Source organism: Pseudomonas vanderleydeniana (genome assembly GCF_014268755.2).
Classification (GTDB): Bacteria; Pseudomonadota; Gammaproteobacteria; order Pseudomonadales; family Pseudomonadaceae; genus Aquipseudomonas; species Aquipseudomonas vanderleydeniana.
Genome location: NZ_CP077093.1, coordinates 6,706,463 through 6,720,641, shown reverse-complemented (window position 1 = coordinate 6,720,641; position 14,179 = coordinate 6,706,463). Strand labels below are relative to the sequence as shown.

Genomic DNA, 14,179 nt, shown 5'->3' with positions numbered 1-14,179 from the left:
CGCCCTTTGTCGCGGATTGACGCTTTCGGCAATTCCCCTGTCGTTTTTGCACCCGGCTCCGACCAGCCCTGGGCATATGCTGGGTCCAAAGCGCCGGCAGACGATTCGGCGCATGAATTGCCAATAAAGGGGACAGCCTGATGAGCCCAGCCGAATTGCACGCCGACAGCATCGTTATCGACGGGCTGATCATTGCCAAGTGGAACCGCGAACTGTTCGAGGACATGCGCAAGGGTGGCCTGACTGCCGCCAACTGCACCGTGTCGGTCTGGGAAGGTTTCCAGGCCACCGTCAACAGCATCGCCGCCAGCCAGAAACTGATTCGCGAGAACAGCGACCTGGTGATGCCGGTACGCACCACCGCCGACATCCGCAAGGCCAAGGAACTGGGCAAGACCGGCATCCTGTTCGGCTTCCAGAACGCCCATGCGTTCGAGGACCAGATCGGCTACGTGGAGATCTTCAAGCAGCTCGGCGTGGGCATCGTGCAGATGTGCTACAACACCCAGAACCTGGTCGGTACCGGCTGCTACGAGCGTGATGGCGGCCTGTCGGGCTTCGGTCGCGAGATCGTCGCCGAGATGAACCGCGTCGGCATCATGTGCGACCTGTCCCACGTCGGTTCCAAGACCAGCGAGGAAGTCATCCTCGAGTCGAAGAAGCCGGTGACCTACTCCCACTGCCTGCCTTCGGGCCTGAAAGAGCACCCACGCAACAAGTCCGACGAAGAACTGAAGTTCATCGCCGACCACGGCGGTTTCGTCGGCGTGACCATGTTCGCCCCCTTCCTGGCCAAGGGCATCGAGTCGACCATCGACGACTATGCCGAAGCCATCGAGTACGTGATGAACATCGTCGGTGAGGACGCCATCGGTATCGGTACCGACTTCACCCAGGGCCATGGCCAGGACTTCTTCGAGTACCTGACCCACGACAAGGGCTACGCCCGCCGCCTGACCAGCTTCGGCAAGATCATCAACCCGCTGGGCATCCGCACCGTGGGCGAGTTCCCCAACCTCACCGAGACCCTGCTCAAGCGCGGTCACAGCGAGCGCGTGGTGCGCAAGATCATGGGCGAGAACTGGGTCAACGTCCTCAAGGAGGTCTGGGGCGAGTAATCCCCCGACCGCATCCCATTTTGCTGATTTCCCCCTGCGCGCCGGTCGCGCAGGGCGTACGCGGCCAGCCGCAAACAATGAATTCTGGAGTGTTTCACATGGCTAAAATCGCCCCGCAACTGCCCATCGAAGTCGACAGCGAAACCGGTGTCTGGACCTCCGATGCATTGCCGATGCTCTACGTTCCACGCCATTTCTTCGTCAACAACCACATGGGCATCGAAGAAGTGCTGGGCGCCGAGGCCTATGCCGAAATTCTCTACAAGGCCGGCTACAAGTCCGCCTGGCACTGGTGCGAGAAAGAAGCCGAATGCCACGGCCTGGAAGGCGTCGCGGTGTTCGAGCACTACATGAAGCGCCTGTCGCAGCGCGGCTGGGGCCTGTTCAAGATCCAGGACATCGACCTCGACAAGGGCACCGCCAGCGTCAAGCTCGAGCACTCGGCGTTCGTCTACGTCTACGGCAAGGTCGGGCGCAAGGTCGACTACATGTTCACCGGCTGGTTCGCCGGTGCCATGGACCAGATCCTGGCCGCCCGTGGCAGCAAGATCCGCACCGTGGCCGAGCAGGTCTATGGCGGCTCCGAAGAAGGCCACGACGATGGCCTGTTCACCGTCAAGCCGCTGTAAGTCGAGGATCGCATCATGGCTTTCGAAGCAATGTTCCAGCCGATCCAGATCGGCAAGCTGACCATCCGCAACCGCGTGCTCAGCACCGCCCACGCCGAGGTGTACGCCACCGATGGCGGGATGACCACCGACCGTTACGTGAAGTACTACGAGGAAAAGGCCAAGGGCGGGATCGGCCTGGCGATCTGCGGTGGTTCGTCGGTGGTCGCCATCGACAGCCCGCAGCAGTGGTGGAGTTCGGTGAACCTGTCCACCGACCGTATCATTCCGCACTTCCAGAACCTGGCCGATGCCATGCACAAGCATGGCGCCAAGATCATGATCCAGATTACCCACATGGGCCGTCGCTCGCGTTGGGACGGCTACCACTGGCCGACCCTGATGTCGCCTTCGGGCGTGCGTGAACCCGTGCACCGCGCGACCTGCAAGACCATCGAGCCGGAAGAGATCTGGCGGGTGATCGGCAACTACGCGCAGGCGGCCCGCCGCGCGAAGGAAGGTGGCCTGGATGGTGTCGAACTGTCCGCCGTGCACCAGCACATGATCGACCAGTTCTGGAGCCCACGGGTCAACAAGCGTACCGACGAGTGGGGCGGCAGCTTCGAGGGCCGGATGAAGTTCGGCCTGGAAGTGCTCAAGGCCGTGCGCAAGGAAGTCGGCGACGACTTCTGCGTCGGCATGCGTATCTGCGGTGACGAGTTCCACCCGGACGGCCTGTCCCACGAGGACATGAAGCAGATCGCCAAGTACTACGACGACACCGGCATGCTCGACTTCATCGGCGTGGTCGGTTCGGGTTGCGACACCCACAACACCCTGGCCAACGTGATCCCGAACATGAGCTTCCCGCCGGAGCCGTTCCTGCACCTGGCCGCCGGCATCAAGGAAGTGGTCAAGGTTCCGGTGCTGCACGCGCAGAACATCAAGGACCCGAACCAGGCTACCCGTATCCTCGAAGGCGGCTACGTGGACATGGTCGGCATGACCCGGGCGCACATCGCCGACCCGCACCTGATCGCCAAGATCAAGATGGGCCAGGTCGACCAGATCAAGCAGTGCGTCGGTGCCAACTACTGCATCGACCGCCAGTACCAGGGCCTGGATGTGCTGTGCATCCAGAACGCCGCGACCTCCCGTGAATACATGGGCGTGCCGCACATCATCGAGAAGTCCACCGGGCCCAAGCGCAAGGTGGTGATCGTCGGTGCCGGCCCGGCCGGCATGGAAGCCGCCCGCGTGGCGGCCGAGCGTGGCCACGACGTGACCGTGTTCGAGAAGAAGGACAGCATCGGCGGGCAGATCACCACGGCAGCCAAGGCGCCGCAGCGTGACCAGATCGCCGGTATCACCCGCTGGTTCCAGCTGGAACTGGCCCGGCTGAAGGTCGACCTGCGCCTGGGCACCGCTGCCGATGCGGCGACCATTCTCGACCTGCGTCCGGACATCGTCGTGCTGGCCGTCGGCGGGCATCCGAACCTGGAGCAGAACGAACACTGGGGCGCCGCCGAAGGGCTGGTGGTCAGCAGCTGGGACGTGCTCGACGGCAAGGTCGCACCGGGCAAGAACGTGCTGGTCTACGACACCATCTGTGAATTCACCGGCATGTCGGTGGCCGACTTCCTCGCCGACAAGGGCAGCCAGGTCGAGATCGTCACCGACGACATCAAGCCGGGCGTGGCGATCGGCGGTACGTCGTTCCCGACCTACTACCGCAGCATGTACCCCAAGGAAGTGATCATGACCGGCGACATGATGCTGGAAAAGGTCTATCGCGAGGGCGACAAGCTGGTGGCCGTGCTGGAGAACGAATACACCGGCGCGAAAGAGGAGCGGGTGGTCGACCAGGTGGTGGTGGAGAACGGCGTACGGCCGGACGAAGCCCTCTACTACGGGCTCAAGGAAGGTTCGCGCAACAAGGGCCAGATCGATGTCGAGGCGCTGTTCGCGATCCAGCCGCAGCCTTGCCTGAGCCAGGCCGGCGATGGCTACCTGCTGTTCCGGATCGGCGACTGCGTGGCCCAGCGCAACACGCATGCAGCGATCTATGACGCCCTGCGCCTGTGCAAGGATTTCTGACGGTGCATCGCCGGTGGTGATGGGGCCTGTTGTGTGGTGAGAGATTGATCGTGTGGTGATGGGGCTGTTTGTGGCGAGGGGGCTTGCCCCCGCTGGGCTGCGAAGCGGCCCCGGATCAGCCGGCGCGTCTTGTCGGAAAATACGCGTTGGCCGGGTTACGACTGCTTCGCAGCCGAACGGGGGCAAGCCCCCTCGCCACAAGAGCACGCCCATCGCCTGCCAGCATCCTTGTCACAACCAGGTGCAGGGCTTTCACCAGCCTGTCTATGAACCCTTGCAAGACCAGAGGTCTTTGGGAGCTTCACCATGTTGAACACCCTTCTTCCCATCCTGCTGTTCGCCGCCCTGGGCCTCGCTGTCCTCGGCGCGTTGCGGCGGGTCGCCATGTGGCGCCGCGGTCGACCCGCAAAGGTCGACCTGATCGGTGGCCTGTTCGCCATGCCCAAGCGCTACATGGTCGATCTGCACCATGTGGTGGCGCGGGACAAATACATCGCCAACACCCACGTCGCCACGGCCGGTGGCGCGGTGGCGTCGATCATCCTCGCATTGCTGGTGCACGGTTTCGGCCTGCACAACCGCATTCTCGGCTATGCCCTGCTGCTGATGTCGGCGGTGATGTTCGTCGGCGCGATCTTCGTCTACCGGCGCCGGCGCAACCCGCCGTCGCGGCTGTCGAAAGGCCCGTGGATGCGCCTGCCGAAAAGCCTGCTGGCGTTCTCGGCGTCGTTCTTCCTGGTGACCCTGCCGGTGGCCGGCATCCTGCCGGAAGACTTCGGCGGCTGGGTGCTGGCGCTGATCCTCGGCCTCGGCGTGCTGTGGGGCGTGTCGGAGCTGTTCTTCGGCATGACCTGGGGCGGGCCGATGAAGCACGCCTTCGCCGGTGCCCTGCACCTGGCCTGGCACCGCCGCGCCGAGCGCTTCGGCGGCGGCCGCTCCACCGGCCTCAAGCCGCTGGACCTGAACGATCCGCAGGCGCCCCTGGGGGTGGAAAAACCCAAGGACTTCACCTGGAACCAGTTGCTGGGCTTCGACGCCTGCGTGCAGTGCGGTAAATGCGAGGCGGCCTGCCCGGCATTCGCCGCCGGCCAGCCGCTTAACCCGAAAAAACTGATCCAGGACATGGTGGTCGGCCTGGCCGGTGGCACCGATGCCCAGTTCGCCGGCAGCCCGTATCCGGGCAAGCCGATCGGCGAGCATGCGGGCAACCCGCACCAGCCGATCGTCAATGGCCTGGTCGACGCCGAAACCCTGTGGTCGTGCACCACTTGCCGTGCCTGCGTCGAGGAATGCCCGATGATGATCGAGCACGTCGATGCCATCGTCGACATGCGCCGGCACCTGACCCTGGAAAAGGGCGCGACGCCGAACAAGGGCGCCGAGGTCCTGGAAAACCTGATCGCCACCGACAACCCGGGCGGTTTCGCCCCCGGTGGCCGGTTGAACTGGGCGGCTGACCTGAACCTCGCCGTGCTCGCCGAGAAGAAGAGCACCGACGTGCTGTTCTGGGTCGGCGACGGCGCCTTCGACATGCGCAACCAGCGGACCCTGCGGGCCTTCGTCAAGGTGCTGAAGGCGGCTGGCGTCGACTTCGCCGTCCTGGGCCTGGAAGAGCGCGACAGCGGCGACGTGGCACGTCGCCTGGGCGACGAGGCGACCTTCCAGCTCCTGGCCAAGCGCAATATCCAGACCCTGGCCCAATACAGCTTCAAGCGCATCGTCACCTGCGACCCGCACAGCTTCCATGTGCTGAAAAACGAGTACGGCGCTTTTGGCGGCAACTACCGGGTGCAGCACCACAGCAGCTACATGGCTGAACTGATCGGTGCCGGTGCGCTGAACATCGGCCAGCACAAGGGCAACAGCGTGACGTATCACGATCCGTGCTACCTGGGTCGCTACAACGGCGAGTACGAGGCGCCGCGCGAGGTCCTGCGGGCCCTCGGGATCGAGGTCAAGGAAATGCAGCGTTCCGGCTTCCGTTCGCGTTGCTGCGGCGGCGGCGGCGGCGCGCCGATCACCGACATTCCCGGCAAGCAGCGGATCCCCGACATGCGCATGGAGGATATCCGCGAGACCGGCGCCGAGCTGGTGGCCGTGGGTTGCCCACAATGCACGGCGATGCTCGAGGGTGTGGTCGAGCCCCGGCCGATGATCAAGGACCTGGCCGAACTGGTCGCCGACGCGCTGCTCGAAGAGGCACAGCCGAGCAAGGCGGCGCCCAAGCGTGAACCCGCGGAGGTGCATTGATGAGCGATATTATCCGTCGCGACCCGCGTGCCGAGCGGATCGCCCGTAACCGCCTGCATCCGCTGCATGCGGCGATGCAGCCGGTACAACACAGCTGGATGGGGCCTAACGGGGTCATCCGCAAGAACCCCCATGGTGTCGGTTTCATCGGCCCCAACGGCATCAAGCGCATCGACCGCAGTGGCGCCCAGCAGGGCGGTACCACCAAGCGTTCGGCCAGCGTCGAAGTGCAACTGCCGCTGCACCAGGTCGCGCAGCCGGCCTTCCACATCTGCGTGGTGCCGGACATGGTCGGCGGCCGCCTGAGCAGTCACGACCGCGACCTGCTCGGCCTGGCCCACCAGTTGGCCGGCAAGGACGGCGCGGTGCTGGCTGTGGTCTTTGGCGAGCACAAGGAAAGCACGTTCGAGACCGCTGGCGTCGATCGCCTGCTGGTACTCGAGGGCGACGAGTTCAGTGGTTATTCACCGGAGCAACGGGTCCAGGGCCTGCGGGCTGTGGATAACCAGTTCGATCCACGTCACTGGCTGCTGCCGGACAGCCGCAGCGGCGGTGGCGAACTGGGCCGGCGTTTCGCCGCGAACCTGGGCGAGCGCCCGGCGACGCGGGTCTGGCAGGTCAAGGACGGCGAGTGCATCGGCCGTGCCGGTGCTGGCCTGCAGGACCTGGCACGGCCACTGGCGCGGGTGATCCTGGCCGCGGCCGAGTGTGCCGAACCGGTCAGCGAAACCCGTCACGAAGCCTTGCCCGTGGAGTTGTCCACAGGCATCGCCCGCAGCCTGCCGCGAATCGAGGACCTGGGCGCGGTGGCCGTCGACCCGGCGGCGATTCCGATGGCCGAGGCCGAGTTCATCTTCTCCGGGGGCAACGGCGTCCAGGACTGGCCACTGTTCCACGAAACGGCGGCCGCCCTGGGGGCGACCGAAGGCGCCTCGCGGGTGGCGGTGGACGATGGTTTCATGACCCGCGACCGGCAGGTCGGGGCCAGTGGTACCTGGGTCACGGCGCGGGTGTATGTCGCCGTCGGGATCTCCGGGGCGATCCAGCACCTGCAGGGTATCGGTGCCTGCGACAAGGTGGTGGCGATCAACCTCGATCCGGGCTGCGACATGATCAAGCGCGCCGACCTGTCGGTGATCGGCGACAGCAACGAGATCTGCCGCGCCCTGATCGCCGCGGTGACGGCATATCGCAACGGCGCCAAGCGTGATGCGGCCTAAGGTGGGGATGAACGGATGAACACGAATGTAATCAGCCTGGTCTCGATCGGTGCCCACCCGACGTCGGGCCGCGCCCGCCGCGCCGAGCAGGATGCCCGTGCGGTGGAGCTGGGCTTGCAACTGGCTGGGGATAACTTGCAGGTGGTGCATGCCGGCGATGTTGCCGAGCCTGCGCTGCGTGCCTACCTGGGCATGGGCCTGTCGGAGATGCGGGTGCTCGAGCAGCCGGCTGGCGCGGATGCCTTGCCGGTATTGACCGATTACCTGCGCGACGTCGGTGCCCAGGTGGTACTCACCGGCAGCCAGGCGGAAACCGGCGAGGGCTCGGGGATGTTGCCGTTCCTGCTGGCGGAGAACCTGGGTTGGCCGCTGGTGGTGGGGCTGGCCGAAGTCGAGTCGATGGGCGGTGGCGTCGCCCAGGTACTGCAGGCCTTGCCCCGTGGTCAGCGGCGGCGGTTGAAGGTGCGCCTGCCATTCCTGGCGACGGTGGATAACGCCGCGCCCAAGCCGCGCCAGAGTGCCTATGGCCCGGCGCAACGCGGGGTGTTGCAGGCCGAGGAAGTGGAGGTGCTGGAGGATGAGCTGTTCGCCAGCGCGCAACTGCAACCGGCCAAGCCACGGCCCAAGCGCCTCAAGGTGATCAAGGCCAAGAGCGGTGCCGACCGCATGAAGGCGGCCACGGCCAAGGCCAGTGGTGGTGGCGGGCAAGTGCTCAAGGGCGTCAGTGCCGAGGCGGGGGCCGAGGCGATCCTCAAGTTGCTGATCGAGGAAAGCGTGGTGCGCTAATGCCTCGTCTGCGGCATTCCTGAAACCGAGCGCGAACTCGTGGCGAGCGGGCTTGCCCGCGCTGGGGCGCGAAGCGGCCCTGGAGCGATTGCCCCCGTTCTATCGGATGTCCCGAGTGGGCCTCTTTTGCGACTGCTGCGCAGCCGAACGCGGGCAAGCCCGCTCACCACAGTACCCGCCACTGCCGGGCTAGGGTGTTGTTGGTGGTGCCGGCGCGGTTACGGCGGGCGGTTCTGCCGGCTTGGGCAGCGGCGATTCCATCACCGGCTGTTCCACCGGTGCCGGTAGCGGCTGCCAGTTCTCGTTCGCCCGTGGTACCGCCAGGGGCGGTGGCAGGCTGCTGGCGGCACTGCCGCTGGTTTTCATGTTCAGGTTCTGGCTGTTGCGCAGCACCATGCCCTCGGTCGAGCTCTGGGCCTCGGTACCGCTGTTGAAGGTGCTGACCTGGGACGCCGGCAGGTCGAGATTGCGCTCGATCCGCGGGGTGATCAGCAGGATGATCTCGCTCTTGCCCAGTTCCGTTCGGCGGCTGCCAAAGATCGCCTGCCCAAGTGCCGGCAGGCGGCTGAGGCCGGGCAGGCCCACGCCCTCCTCGATGTCGGCGGTGCGGATCAGCCCCGCGACCACCTGGGTCTCGTTGTTGCGTGCCGTCAGCGTGGTGCTGGTCGAGCGCGAGCCCAGCTCGAAGGTCGCCGGTACCTCGGCCGAGCCTTCGTTGCGCTTGGTGATATGGGTCATGTCGATCAGCATCTGCAGGTTGATTTCGTCATTCAGGCTGATATTCGGCTGCACCTGGATACTCAGCCCGACGTCCTGGTAGGACACCGATGACGTTGTCACCAGGTTGGCGGTGGTGGTGGTGATCACCGGAATCTTGTCGCCGATCTTGATCTCGGCCTTCTCGCGATTCTTCACCCGGATGCGCGGGTTGGCGAGCGTCACCGTATTGCCGCTGCGCTGCAGCAGGTTGAGCTTGGCCTCCAGGCTGCCGACGGTGAGCTGGCGGTTGGCGGCGTCACTGCCGGGCAGCGACACGCCGATCGACCCGGGGTAGTTGATCCCCAGGTTCTGCTCGTCCACCAAGCTGACCTCCATCACCTGGATATCGATGGTCACCTCCGAATCCGCCAGGTCGATGGCCTGCACCAGCCTCTCCACGGCGCTCAGCGCCTGCGGCGCATCACGCACTATCACCGCGCTGAGACGTTCGTCCACCAGCACTTCCCTGGGCTTGAGCAACTGTTTGATCTCGGCGGCCGCCAGCTTGGGATCGGCGTGGCTGAGGTAGAAGGTACGCACCGCCAGCTCGCGGTATTCACGCTCCTTGTCCGGCCGCGCCGGGTAGACCAGCACGGTGTCGGCGTTGAGCACCTTCATCTGCAACTGGTGGGTCGACAGCAACAGGTTCAGCGCATCCTCGGCGGTGGTACGCGAGGCCGAAATGCTGGCGGCGGCGTTCGGATTGACGTCCTTGTCGATGACGAAGTTGATCCCTGACAGCCGGGCGATGGTCTCGAAGATCGTGGTCAGGCTCTGTGAGCTGAAGTGCAGACTGACCGGTTTCTTCATCGCCGCGCTCAGTTGTGGCTTGAGCGTATCGACGCTGACCAGGCTGCGCGTGAGGCTGTCGCGCAGGTCCAGGGCTTCGCGGTAGTTGGGCTGCTGGACGATGATCTGGCGGACGATCGCCAGCGCTTCCTTCGGATTGCTCTCGCGCAGGGCCGTGGCCCGGGCCAGTTGCGGGCGCAGCCGCGACAGGTTCTGGATGTTGCGGATCTCCTGGCTGGCGCCGAGGTTGCCGGGATCGTAGCGCAGGATCTGGCGCATGGCCTCGATGGCGCCAGCATCGTCGTTGCGCGCCAGGGCGTCGGCGGACTGCCGGCTGTAGTGGTCGACCAGTTGCTCGGTGCGCATGAACAGGGCGGTGCGCAGTTGCACGTCGTCCGGGTGCTCCTTCACCGCGCTGCGCAACACGTCCACTGCACGGGGGAGGTCGCCGTCCTGGCGCAACAGTTCGCTGTCGTGGAGCGGCCCACGGGACTGGCAGGCGCCCAGGCCAACCAGCAGCAGGGCCAGCCAGGCCCGGATAGGTATCGACATGATCGTTCTCCTGGCGGCGTCCATGCTCAGGGGGTATCCAGGCGCAGGGTGGTGACCTGGCGCAGTGGCAGGTAGGTCAGTACCACCTGGGTATCGGTCAGCCGGTCCAGGCGATAGTCCTTGTCGAACGTCGCGCCGGGGCGGATATGCCCGGCCACTGAACAGCTCTGGCAGAGGGTGTAGCGCACGCCGTCCGGGCGTTGCAGCACAACGATTTTCGACTGCCCCAGGTAGCGCCATTGGGCACTGACGCTGAACGGTATCGGTGGGGCCTGCGGTGCGGCGGGCCGGGTCGGCTCGGATGGGGGGCGCGGCGGTAGCCAGCTCTGTGCTGGAAACAGGTCGACCACGGCGTCGCTGGCCAGCGCCGGTGCGTTGTCGGCGGCGGGTTGCGCGGTGGCGACGGCAGGGCGGGTTGGCGTGGCCGGCCTGGACATGATGGCGGGCGTGGCGGTCCGCAGATCCTGCCAGAACACCCAGGCGCAGCCGGCCAGTACCAATCCGAGCAGCACGCGCAGATACATCGGCAGCTTCACTTGAGCACCGCCAGCAGGCTGAGGCGCAGGCGAATCTCAAGCTGCGCGGTGTCGATGTCCTTGCGTTGCAGGCTCAGGCTGTCGATGCGCAGCGCCGGTTGCCGGACCAGTTCGTCGAGAGTCTTGCGCAATGCCGGGTAGCTGCCGGTCAGGGGGATGTCCAGGGCCAGGCGGCGGGTCTGCTCGTCGGTTTGGGAGGTGTATTGGAAGTCGGTCTGCAGCACGGCGAAGCCGTTGTGCTGGAGGGCCATGAGAACCGGTTCCAGGCGCGCCTCGAAACTGTCGCTGTCGGGCAGGCTGCGCACGGCCTGGGGCTCGTTGGCGTGCAGGTCCAGCGGCCGTTCGGCGATCCCGGCCTGGGCCTGGCTCAGACGCAGGGTGCTGTCGGCGAGTGCGGGAACGACCAGGCCCTGGCGGATCACCAGTGCCGCGATGATCAGCAACATGGCCAGGATGCCCCAGGTTCCGAGCAGACGCTGCCCCCGGGCCAGGTGCCAGCGCAGCAGGGCCTGGAGGTGTTCGGCTCTGGGCGATTGGCGGGATGTCGGCTGCATCGGTTGGGCTCCCTATTGCCTGGCGAGTTTGAACTTGACGCTCATCGGCAGCATCGGGTCGCGGGTATTGCGCGCGCTCTGTTGCAGGCTGACGTTGAGGCCGCTGTCGTTCTTGAGGCGTTCGATGAATTGCAGGCTGCCTTCCAGGCGCTGGCTTTCCAGGTCCAGGCTCAATTCCTGCGCGGCGGTGTCGACCTCCAGCCGCAGTAGCGCCACGTCTGGGGTCCAGGCGCGACCGAGAGCATCGAGCAGCTCGAATGGCGTGGCACGCTGGCGGGCGAAGGCGTCCAGTTGTTTCTGCTGCTGGGGCGAGGTGCGCAGGGCGGCCTGCATCTGCTTCTCCTGCTGGATCGCCAGGGCGTTGAACTGGCGTTCGACCCGATCCGCCTCGGCCTGGCGGGCCTGCAATGTCCGCCAATCCATCCACAGCAGCAGCCACAGGGCGATTGCCACGGCAGCCAGCAATGCCACCAGCCAGGTGCGGGGCCTGCTGCCGCGCAGGTCGATCGCCGGGGCCGAGGGTCGTTGCCCGCGTCGTCGCAGGTAAGTGAACCGGTTCATGGGGTCGGCTCCGCCAGCCATGGATGCAGGGAGCCAAGCCAGTGCGATGGCGAGTCCCGCTCCTGCCGGGGGGCGACGACCAGGGTCTGGCGTTCCGCGACATCGCAGAGTACCTCGACCATCAGCAGCGCCTCGGACAGGGCCGCGCGTGGTGCTACAGGCAACACGCAGACCTGCTCCAGCAGGCCCTGCTGGCCGAGCAGGCAACTGACGGCATCTGCTTCGCGGACGACGAAGCGATAGTCCGCTGGCAGTTGTCGCCAGTGACGGCGCAGGGCGTCGACCAGCAACGGCCTGCAACTTCCGATCGGCAGGCGCCGGGCACGCAGCAGTGCCTGGAGCGCCTCGAGCAGCTCCTTGCCGACCGCCGCCGCCAGCCGTGCCTGGCCGAACGGTGCCGGATCGACGGCGACCTGCCAGCGGGTCGGGTCAAGGTCATGGTGCTGGCCGAACAGCGCCATGGCGAACCCCTGCCAGTCGAGATCGCTGTACAGGCCTTCCTGCCAAGGCAGTAGCAGGTAATGTACATGGGGATAACCCAGCAACAGGTCGACCCGCTCCAGGTAACCCAGCCGGCTGCGCGGTGCGCGTTCCAACAGGGTGGCGATCGCTTCCAACGCCTCGCCACGTTCCCGACCCTGCCACAGCGGCCCGACTGGCCAGCGCGGGCGGGCGGCCCACTGCACTTCATCGTGGGCCAACAGCACCACATGCTCAATAAAGGGAGAGGACACGGTGGACCTCCTGCAGCGTGGTGTGCCCGGCGGCGGCACTCGCCAATGCGATATCGCGCATGAAGCGGTGTCCCGACTGCCCGGCCAGTTCGCGCAGGGCCGCGGCCGAGCGGCGTTGCAACAGGCCCTCCTTGAGCGCGTCGGTCAGGGTCAGTACTTCGGCCAGGGCCAGCCGGCCACGATAACCGGTCTGTCGGCAGGCCTCGCAGCCCTGGCCGACGCGGTACCGGGCGCCCGCCGCACCGGCGGCCACACCGGCCAGTTGCAGCCATTGCGGGTCTGGCGCGCAGGCCACCGCACATTCGCTGCAAACCCGTCGCAGCAGGCGTTGGGCGACCACGCCATTGAGCGCCTCGACGAAACTGGCGGGCTCCACGCCCAGGTAGTTGAAGCGCTCCAGTACGCTGAACGCACTGTTGGCGTGTACCGAGGACAACACCAGGTGGCCGGTCAGCGCCGCCTGCACAGCGATGCCGGCGGTCTCGCCGTCACGGATCTCGCCGACCAGGATGGTGTCCGGGTCGTGGCGCAGGATCGAGCGCAGGCCGCGGGCGAAGGTCAGGCCCTTGCGATCGTTCACCGGGATCTGCAGTACGCCGGGCAACTCGTACTCCACCGGGTCCTCGATGGTGATGATCTTCTTCTCGCCGGTATTGGTTTCCGAGAGCGCGGCATACAGCGTGGTGGACTTGCCGCTGCCGGTCGGCCCGGTGACCAGCAGCATGCCGTAGGGTTCGCTGGCCAGCTGGCGGATGCGGGCAATCGCGTCCTCGTCCAGGCCGAGGCCGACCAGGCTCAGGGACTCGCCGCGCTGGGATTTGTCGAGTACCCGCAGTACCGCGTCCTCGCCGTGGATGCTGGGCATGATCGACACCCGGAAGTCCACGTCACGCTGTTGGATACGCGCCTTGAAGCGGCCGTCCTGGGGAACCCGGCGCTCGCCGATATCCAGTCCGGACAGCACCTTGAGCCGCGACAGCGCCTGCTCGGCGTTGTCGAGCCCGGCGCTCTGGCCGATCTGTTGCAGGACACCGTCGATACGGTACTTGATCACCAGGCCTTCGGGGGTGCTTTCGACATGGATGTCACTGGCGCGGCTCTGCAAGGCGTCGAACAGCATCGAGTTGACCAGCCGCACCACCGGGTTCTCGTCACGCGCCAGGCTGCTCAGGGATATCTCCGGAACCGCCTCGGCGACCCGCGCCTGCTCGTCGTCGCCGGCGAACGGGTCCATCACCCGCTGGTTGGCCTCGGCCTTCTTCAACTGCGCCTCGACCACCCCGGGCAGGCTCATCGCCAGCGGCAGCGCCGCCAGTTCGGCGTGGGCCTGCAGCCACTGGCGCGAGTCCAGGGCAAACGGTGCGCCGAGTACCAGGCAGGGGTGGCCGTCGACCTCTACCGGCAGCACCTGGCGATTCAGCGCCTGGGGCAGGGCGAGCAGGTCGAAACGCTCGCCGGTATCGAGTTGCGCGGGCGTCAGCGGGCGAAGGCCGAGCAGACCGGCGACGTCCTCCAGATGCCCCGGTGTCCGTTCCAGCAACCGTTGCAGGTATTGCGACAGTGGCGTTCCCTCCTGTCGTGCCTGCTGCTGCCAGTGCTGCCAGAGTCTGTCCAT

Annotated in this window: 12 protein-coding genes; 6 read left to right on the top strand and 6 right to left on the bottom strand. The window is 66.2% G+C overall.

Going from position 1 to position 14,179, the window contains the following annotated elements:
• Window positions 1–140: 140 nt before the first annotated feature.
• The 6 genes from HU752_RS30250 (at window position 141) to etfB (ending at window position 8,079) form a co-directional block, all read left to right on the top strand.
• On the top strand, window positions 141–1,118 hold the full coding sequence (locus tag HU752_RS30250; protein ID WP_186684462.1) for a dipeptidase: 978 nt from the start codon (window positions 141–143) through the stop codon (window positions 1,116–1,118).
• Window positions 1,119–1,216: 98 nt separating this feature from the next.
• Complete coding sequence (locus tag HU752_RS30245; protein ID WP_003228980.1) at window positions 1,217–1,747, top strand: DUF5943 domain-containing protein; 531 nt, start codon at window positions 1,217–1,219, stop codon at window positions 1,745–1,747.
• A gap of 15 nt (window positions 1,748–1,762) precedes the next feature.
• Complete coding sequence (gene dgcA / locus HU752_RS30240) at window positions 1,763–3,823, top strand: dimethylglycine demethylation protein DgcA (protein ID WP_186684460.1); 2,061 nt, start codon at window positions 1,763–1,765, stop codon at window positions 3,821–3,823.
• 306 nt (window positions 3,824–4,129) lie between these two features.
• Window positions 4,130–6,073, top strand: coding sequence for a dimethylglycine demethylation protein DgcB (gene dgcB, locus HU752_RS30235; RefSeq protein WP_186684459.1), 1,944 nt, complete (start codon window positions 4,130–4,132; stop codon window positions 6,071–6,073).
• Window positions 6,073–7,293 carry an electron transfer flavoprotein subunit alpha gene (etfA, locus tag HU752_RS30230; protein ID WP_186684458.1) on the top strand — a complete coding sequence of 407 codons (1,221 nt, stop codon included), beginning with the start codon at window positions 6,073–6,075 and terminating at the stop codon, window positions 7,291–7,293. Before dgcB ends, etfA begins: the two co-directional genes overlap by 1 nt.
• 15 nt (window positions 7,294–7,308) lie before the next feature.
• Window positions 7,309–8,079, top strand: coding sequence for an electron transfer flavoprotein subunit beta (gene etfB / locus HU752_RS30225; RefSeq protein WP_186684456.1), 771 nt, complete (start codon window positions 7,309–7,311; stop codon window positions 8,077–8,079).
• A gap of 189 nt (window positions 8,080–8,268) precedes the next feature.
• Here etfB and HU752_RS30220 read toward each other — a convergent pair whose 3' ends face one another.
• The 6 genes from HU752_RS30220 to HU752_RS30195 are packed head-to-tail and all read right to left on the bottom strand — an operon-like array spanning window position 8,269 to window position 14,179.
• Entirely contained in the window at window positions 8,269–10,179 is a 1,911-nt protein-coding gene (locus HU752_RS30220) for a secretin GspD/PilQ domain-containing protein (RefSeq protein WP_186684454.1), read from the bottom strand.
• Between the two features lie 26 nt (window positions 10,180–10,205).
• Window positions 10,206–10,715, bottom strand: a complete 510-nt coding sequence (locus tag HU752_RS30215) for a hypothetical protein (RefSeq protein ID WP_186684452.1) — start codon at window positions 10,713–10,715, stop codon at window positions 10,206–10,208.
• Entirely contained in the window at window positions 10,712–11,269 is a 558-nt protein-coding gene (locus tag HU752_RS30210; protein ID WP_186684450.1) for a GspMb/PilO family protein, read from the bottom strand. The genes HU752_RS30215 and HU752_RS30210 overlap by 4 nt, the downstream gene beginning before the upstream one ends.
• 12 nt (window positions 11,270–11,281) lie before the next feature.
• Window positions 11,282–11,830, bottom strand: a complete 549-nt coding sequence (locus HU752_RS30205) for a hypothetical protein (protein WP_186684448.1) — start codon at window positions 11,828–11,830, stop codon at window positions 11,282–11,284.
• Complete coding sequence (locus tag HU752_RS30200; RefSeq protein WP_225920082.1) at window positions 11,827–12,564, bottom strand: hypothetical protein; 738 nt, start codon at window positions 12,562–12,564, stop codon at window positions 11,827–11,829. Before HU752_RS30200 ends, HU752_RS30205 begins: the two co-directional genes overlap by 4 nt.
• Complete coding sequence (locus HU752_RS30195) at window positions 12,545–14,179, bottom strand: GspE/PulE family protein (RefSeq protein WP_186684446.1); 1,635 nt, start codon at window positions 14,177–14,179, stop codon at window positions 12,545–12,547. Before HU752_RS30195 ends, HU752_RS30200 begins: the two co-directional genes overlap by 20 nt.

Bases quoted from the DNA above. Each gene is read 5' to 3' on its own strand.
- HU752_RS30250 (WP_186684462.1), top strand. From the start codon at position 141: ATGAGCCCAGCCGAATTGCACGCCGACAGCATCGTTATCGACGGGCTG.
- HU752_RS30245 (WP_003228980.1), top strand. From the start codon at position 1,217: ATGGCTAAAATCGCCCCGCAACTGCCCATCGAAGTCGACAGCGAAACC.
- dgcA (WP_186684460.1), top strand. From the start codon at position 1,763: ATGGCTTTCGAAGCAATGTTCCAGCCGATCCAGATCGGCAAGCTGACC.
- dgcB (WP_186684459.1), top strand. From the start codon at position 4,130: ATGTTGAACACCCTTCTTCCCATCCTGCTGTTCGCCGCCCTGGGCCTC.
- etfA (WP_186684458.1), top strand. From the start codon at position 6,073: ATGAGCGATATTATCCGTCGCGACCCGCGTGCCGAGCGGATCGCCCGT.
- etfB (WP_186684456.1), top strand. From the start codon at position 7,309: ATGAACACGAATGTAATCAGCCTGGTCTCGATCGGTGCCCACCCGACG.
- HU752_RS30220 (WP_186684454.1), bottom strand. From the start codon at position 10,179: ATGTCGATACCTATCCGGGCCTGGCTGGCCCTGCTGCTGGTTGGCCTG.
- HU752_RS30210 (WP_186684450.1), bottom strand. From the start codon at position 11,269: ATGCAGCCGACATCCCGCCAATCGCCCAGAGCCGAACACCTCCAGGCC.
- HU752_RS30205 (WP_186684448.1), bottom strand. From the start codon at position 11,830: ATGAACCGGTTCACTTACCTGCGACGACGCGGGCAACGACCCTCGGCC.
- HU752_RS30195 (WP_186684446.1), bottom strand. From the start codon at position 14,179: ATGGACAGACTCTGGCAGCACTGGCAGCAGCAGGCACGACAGGAGGGA.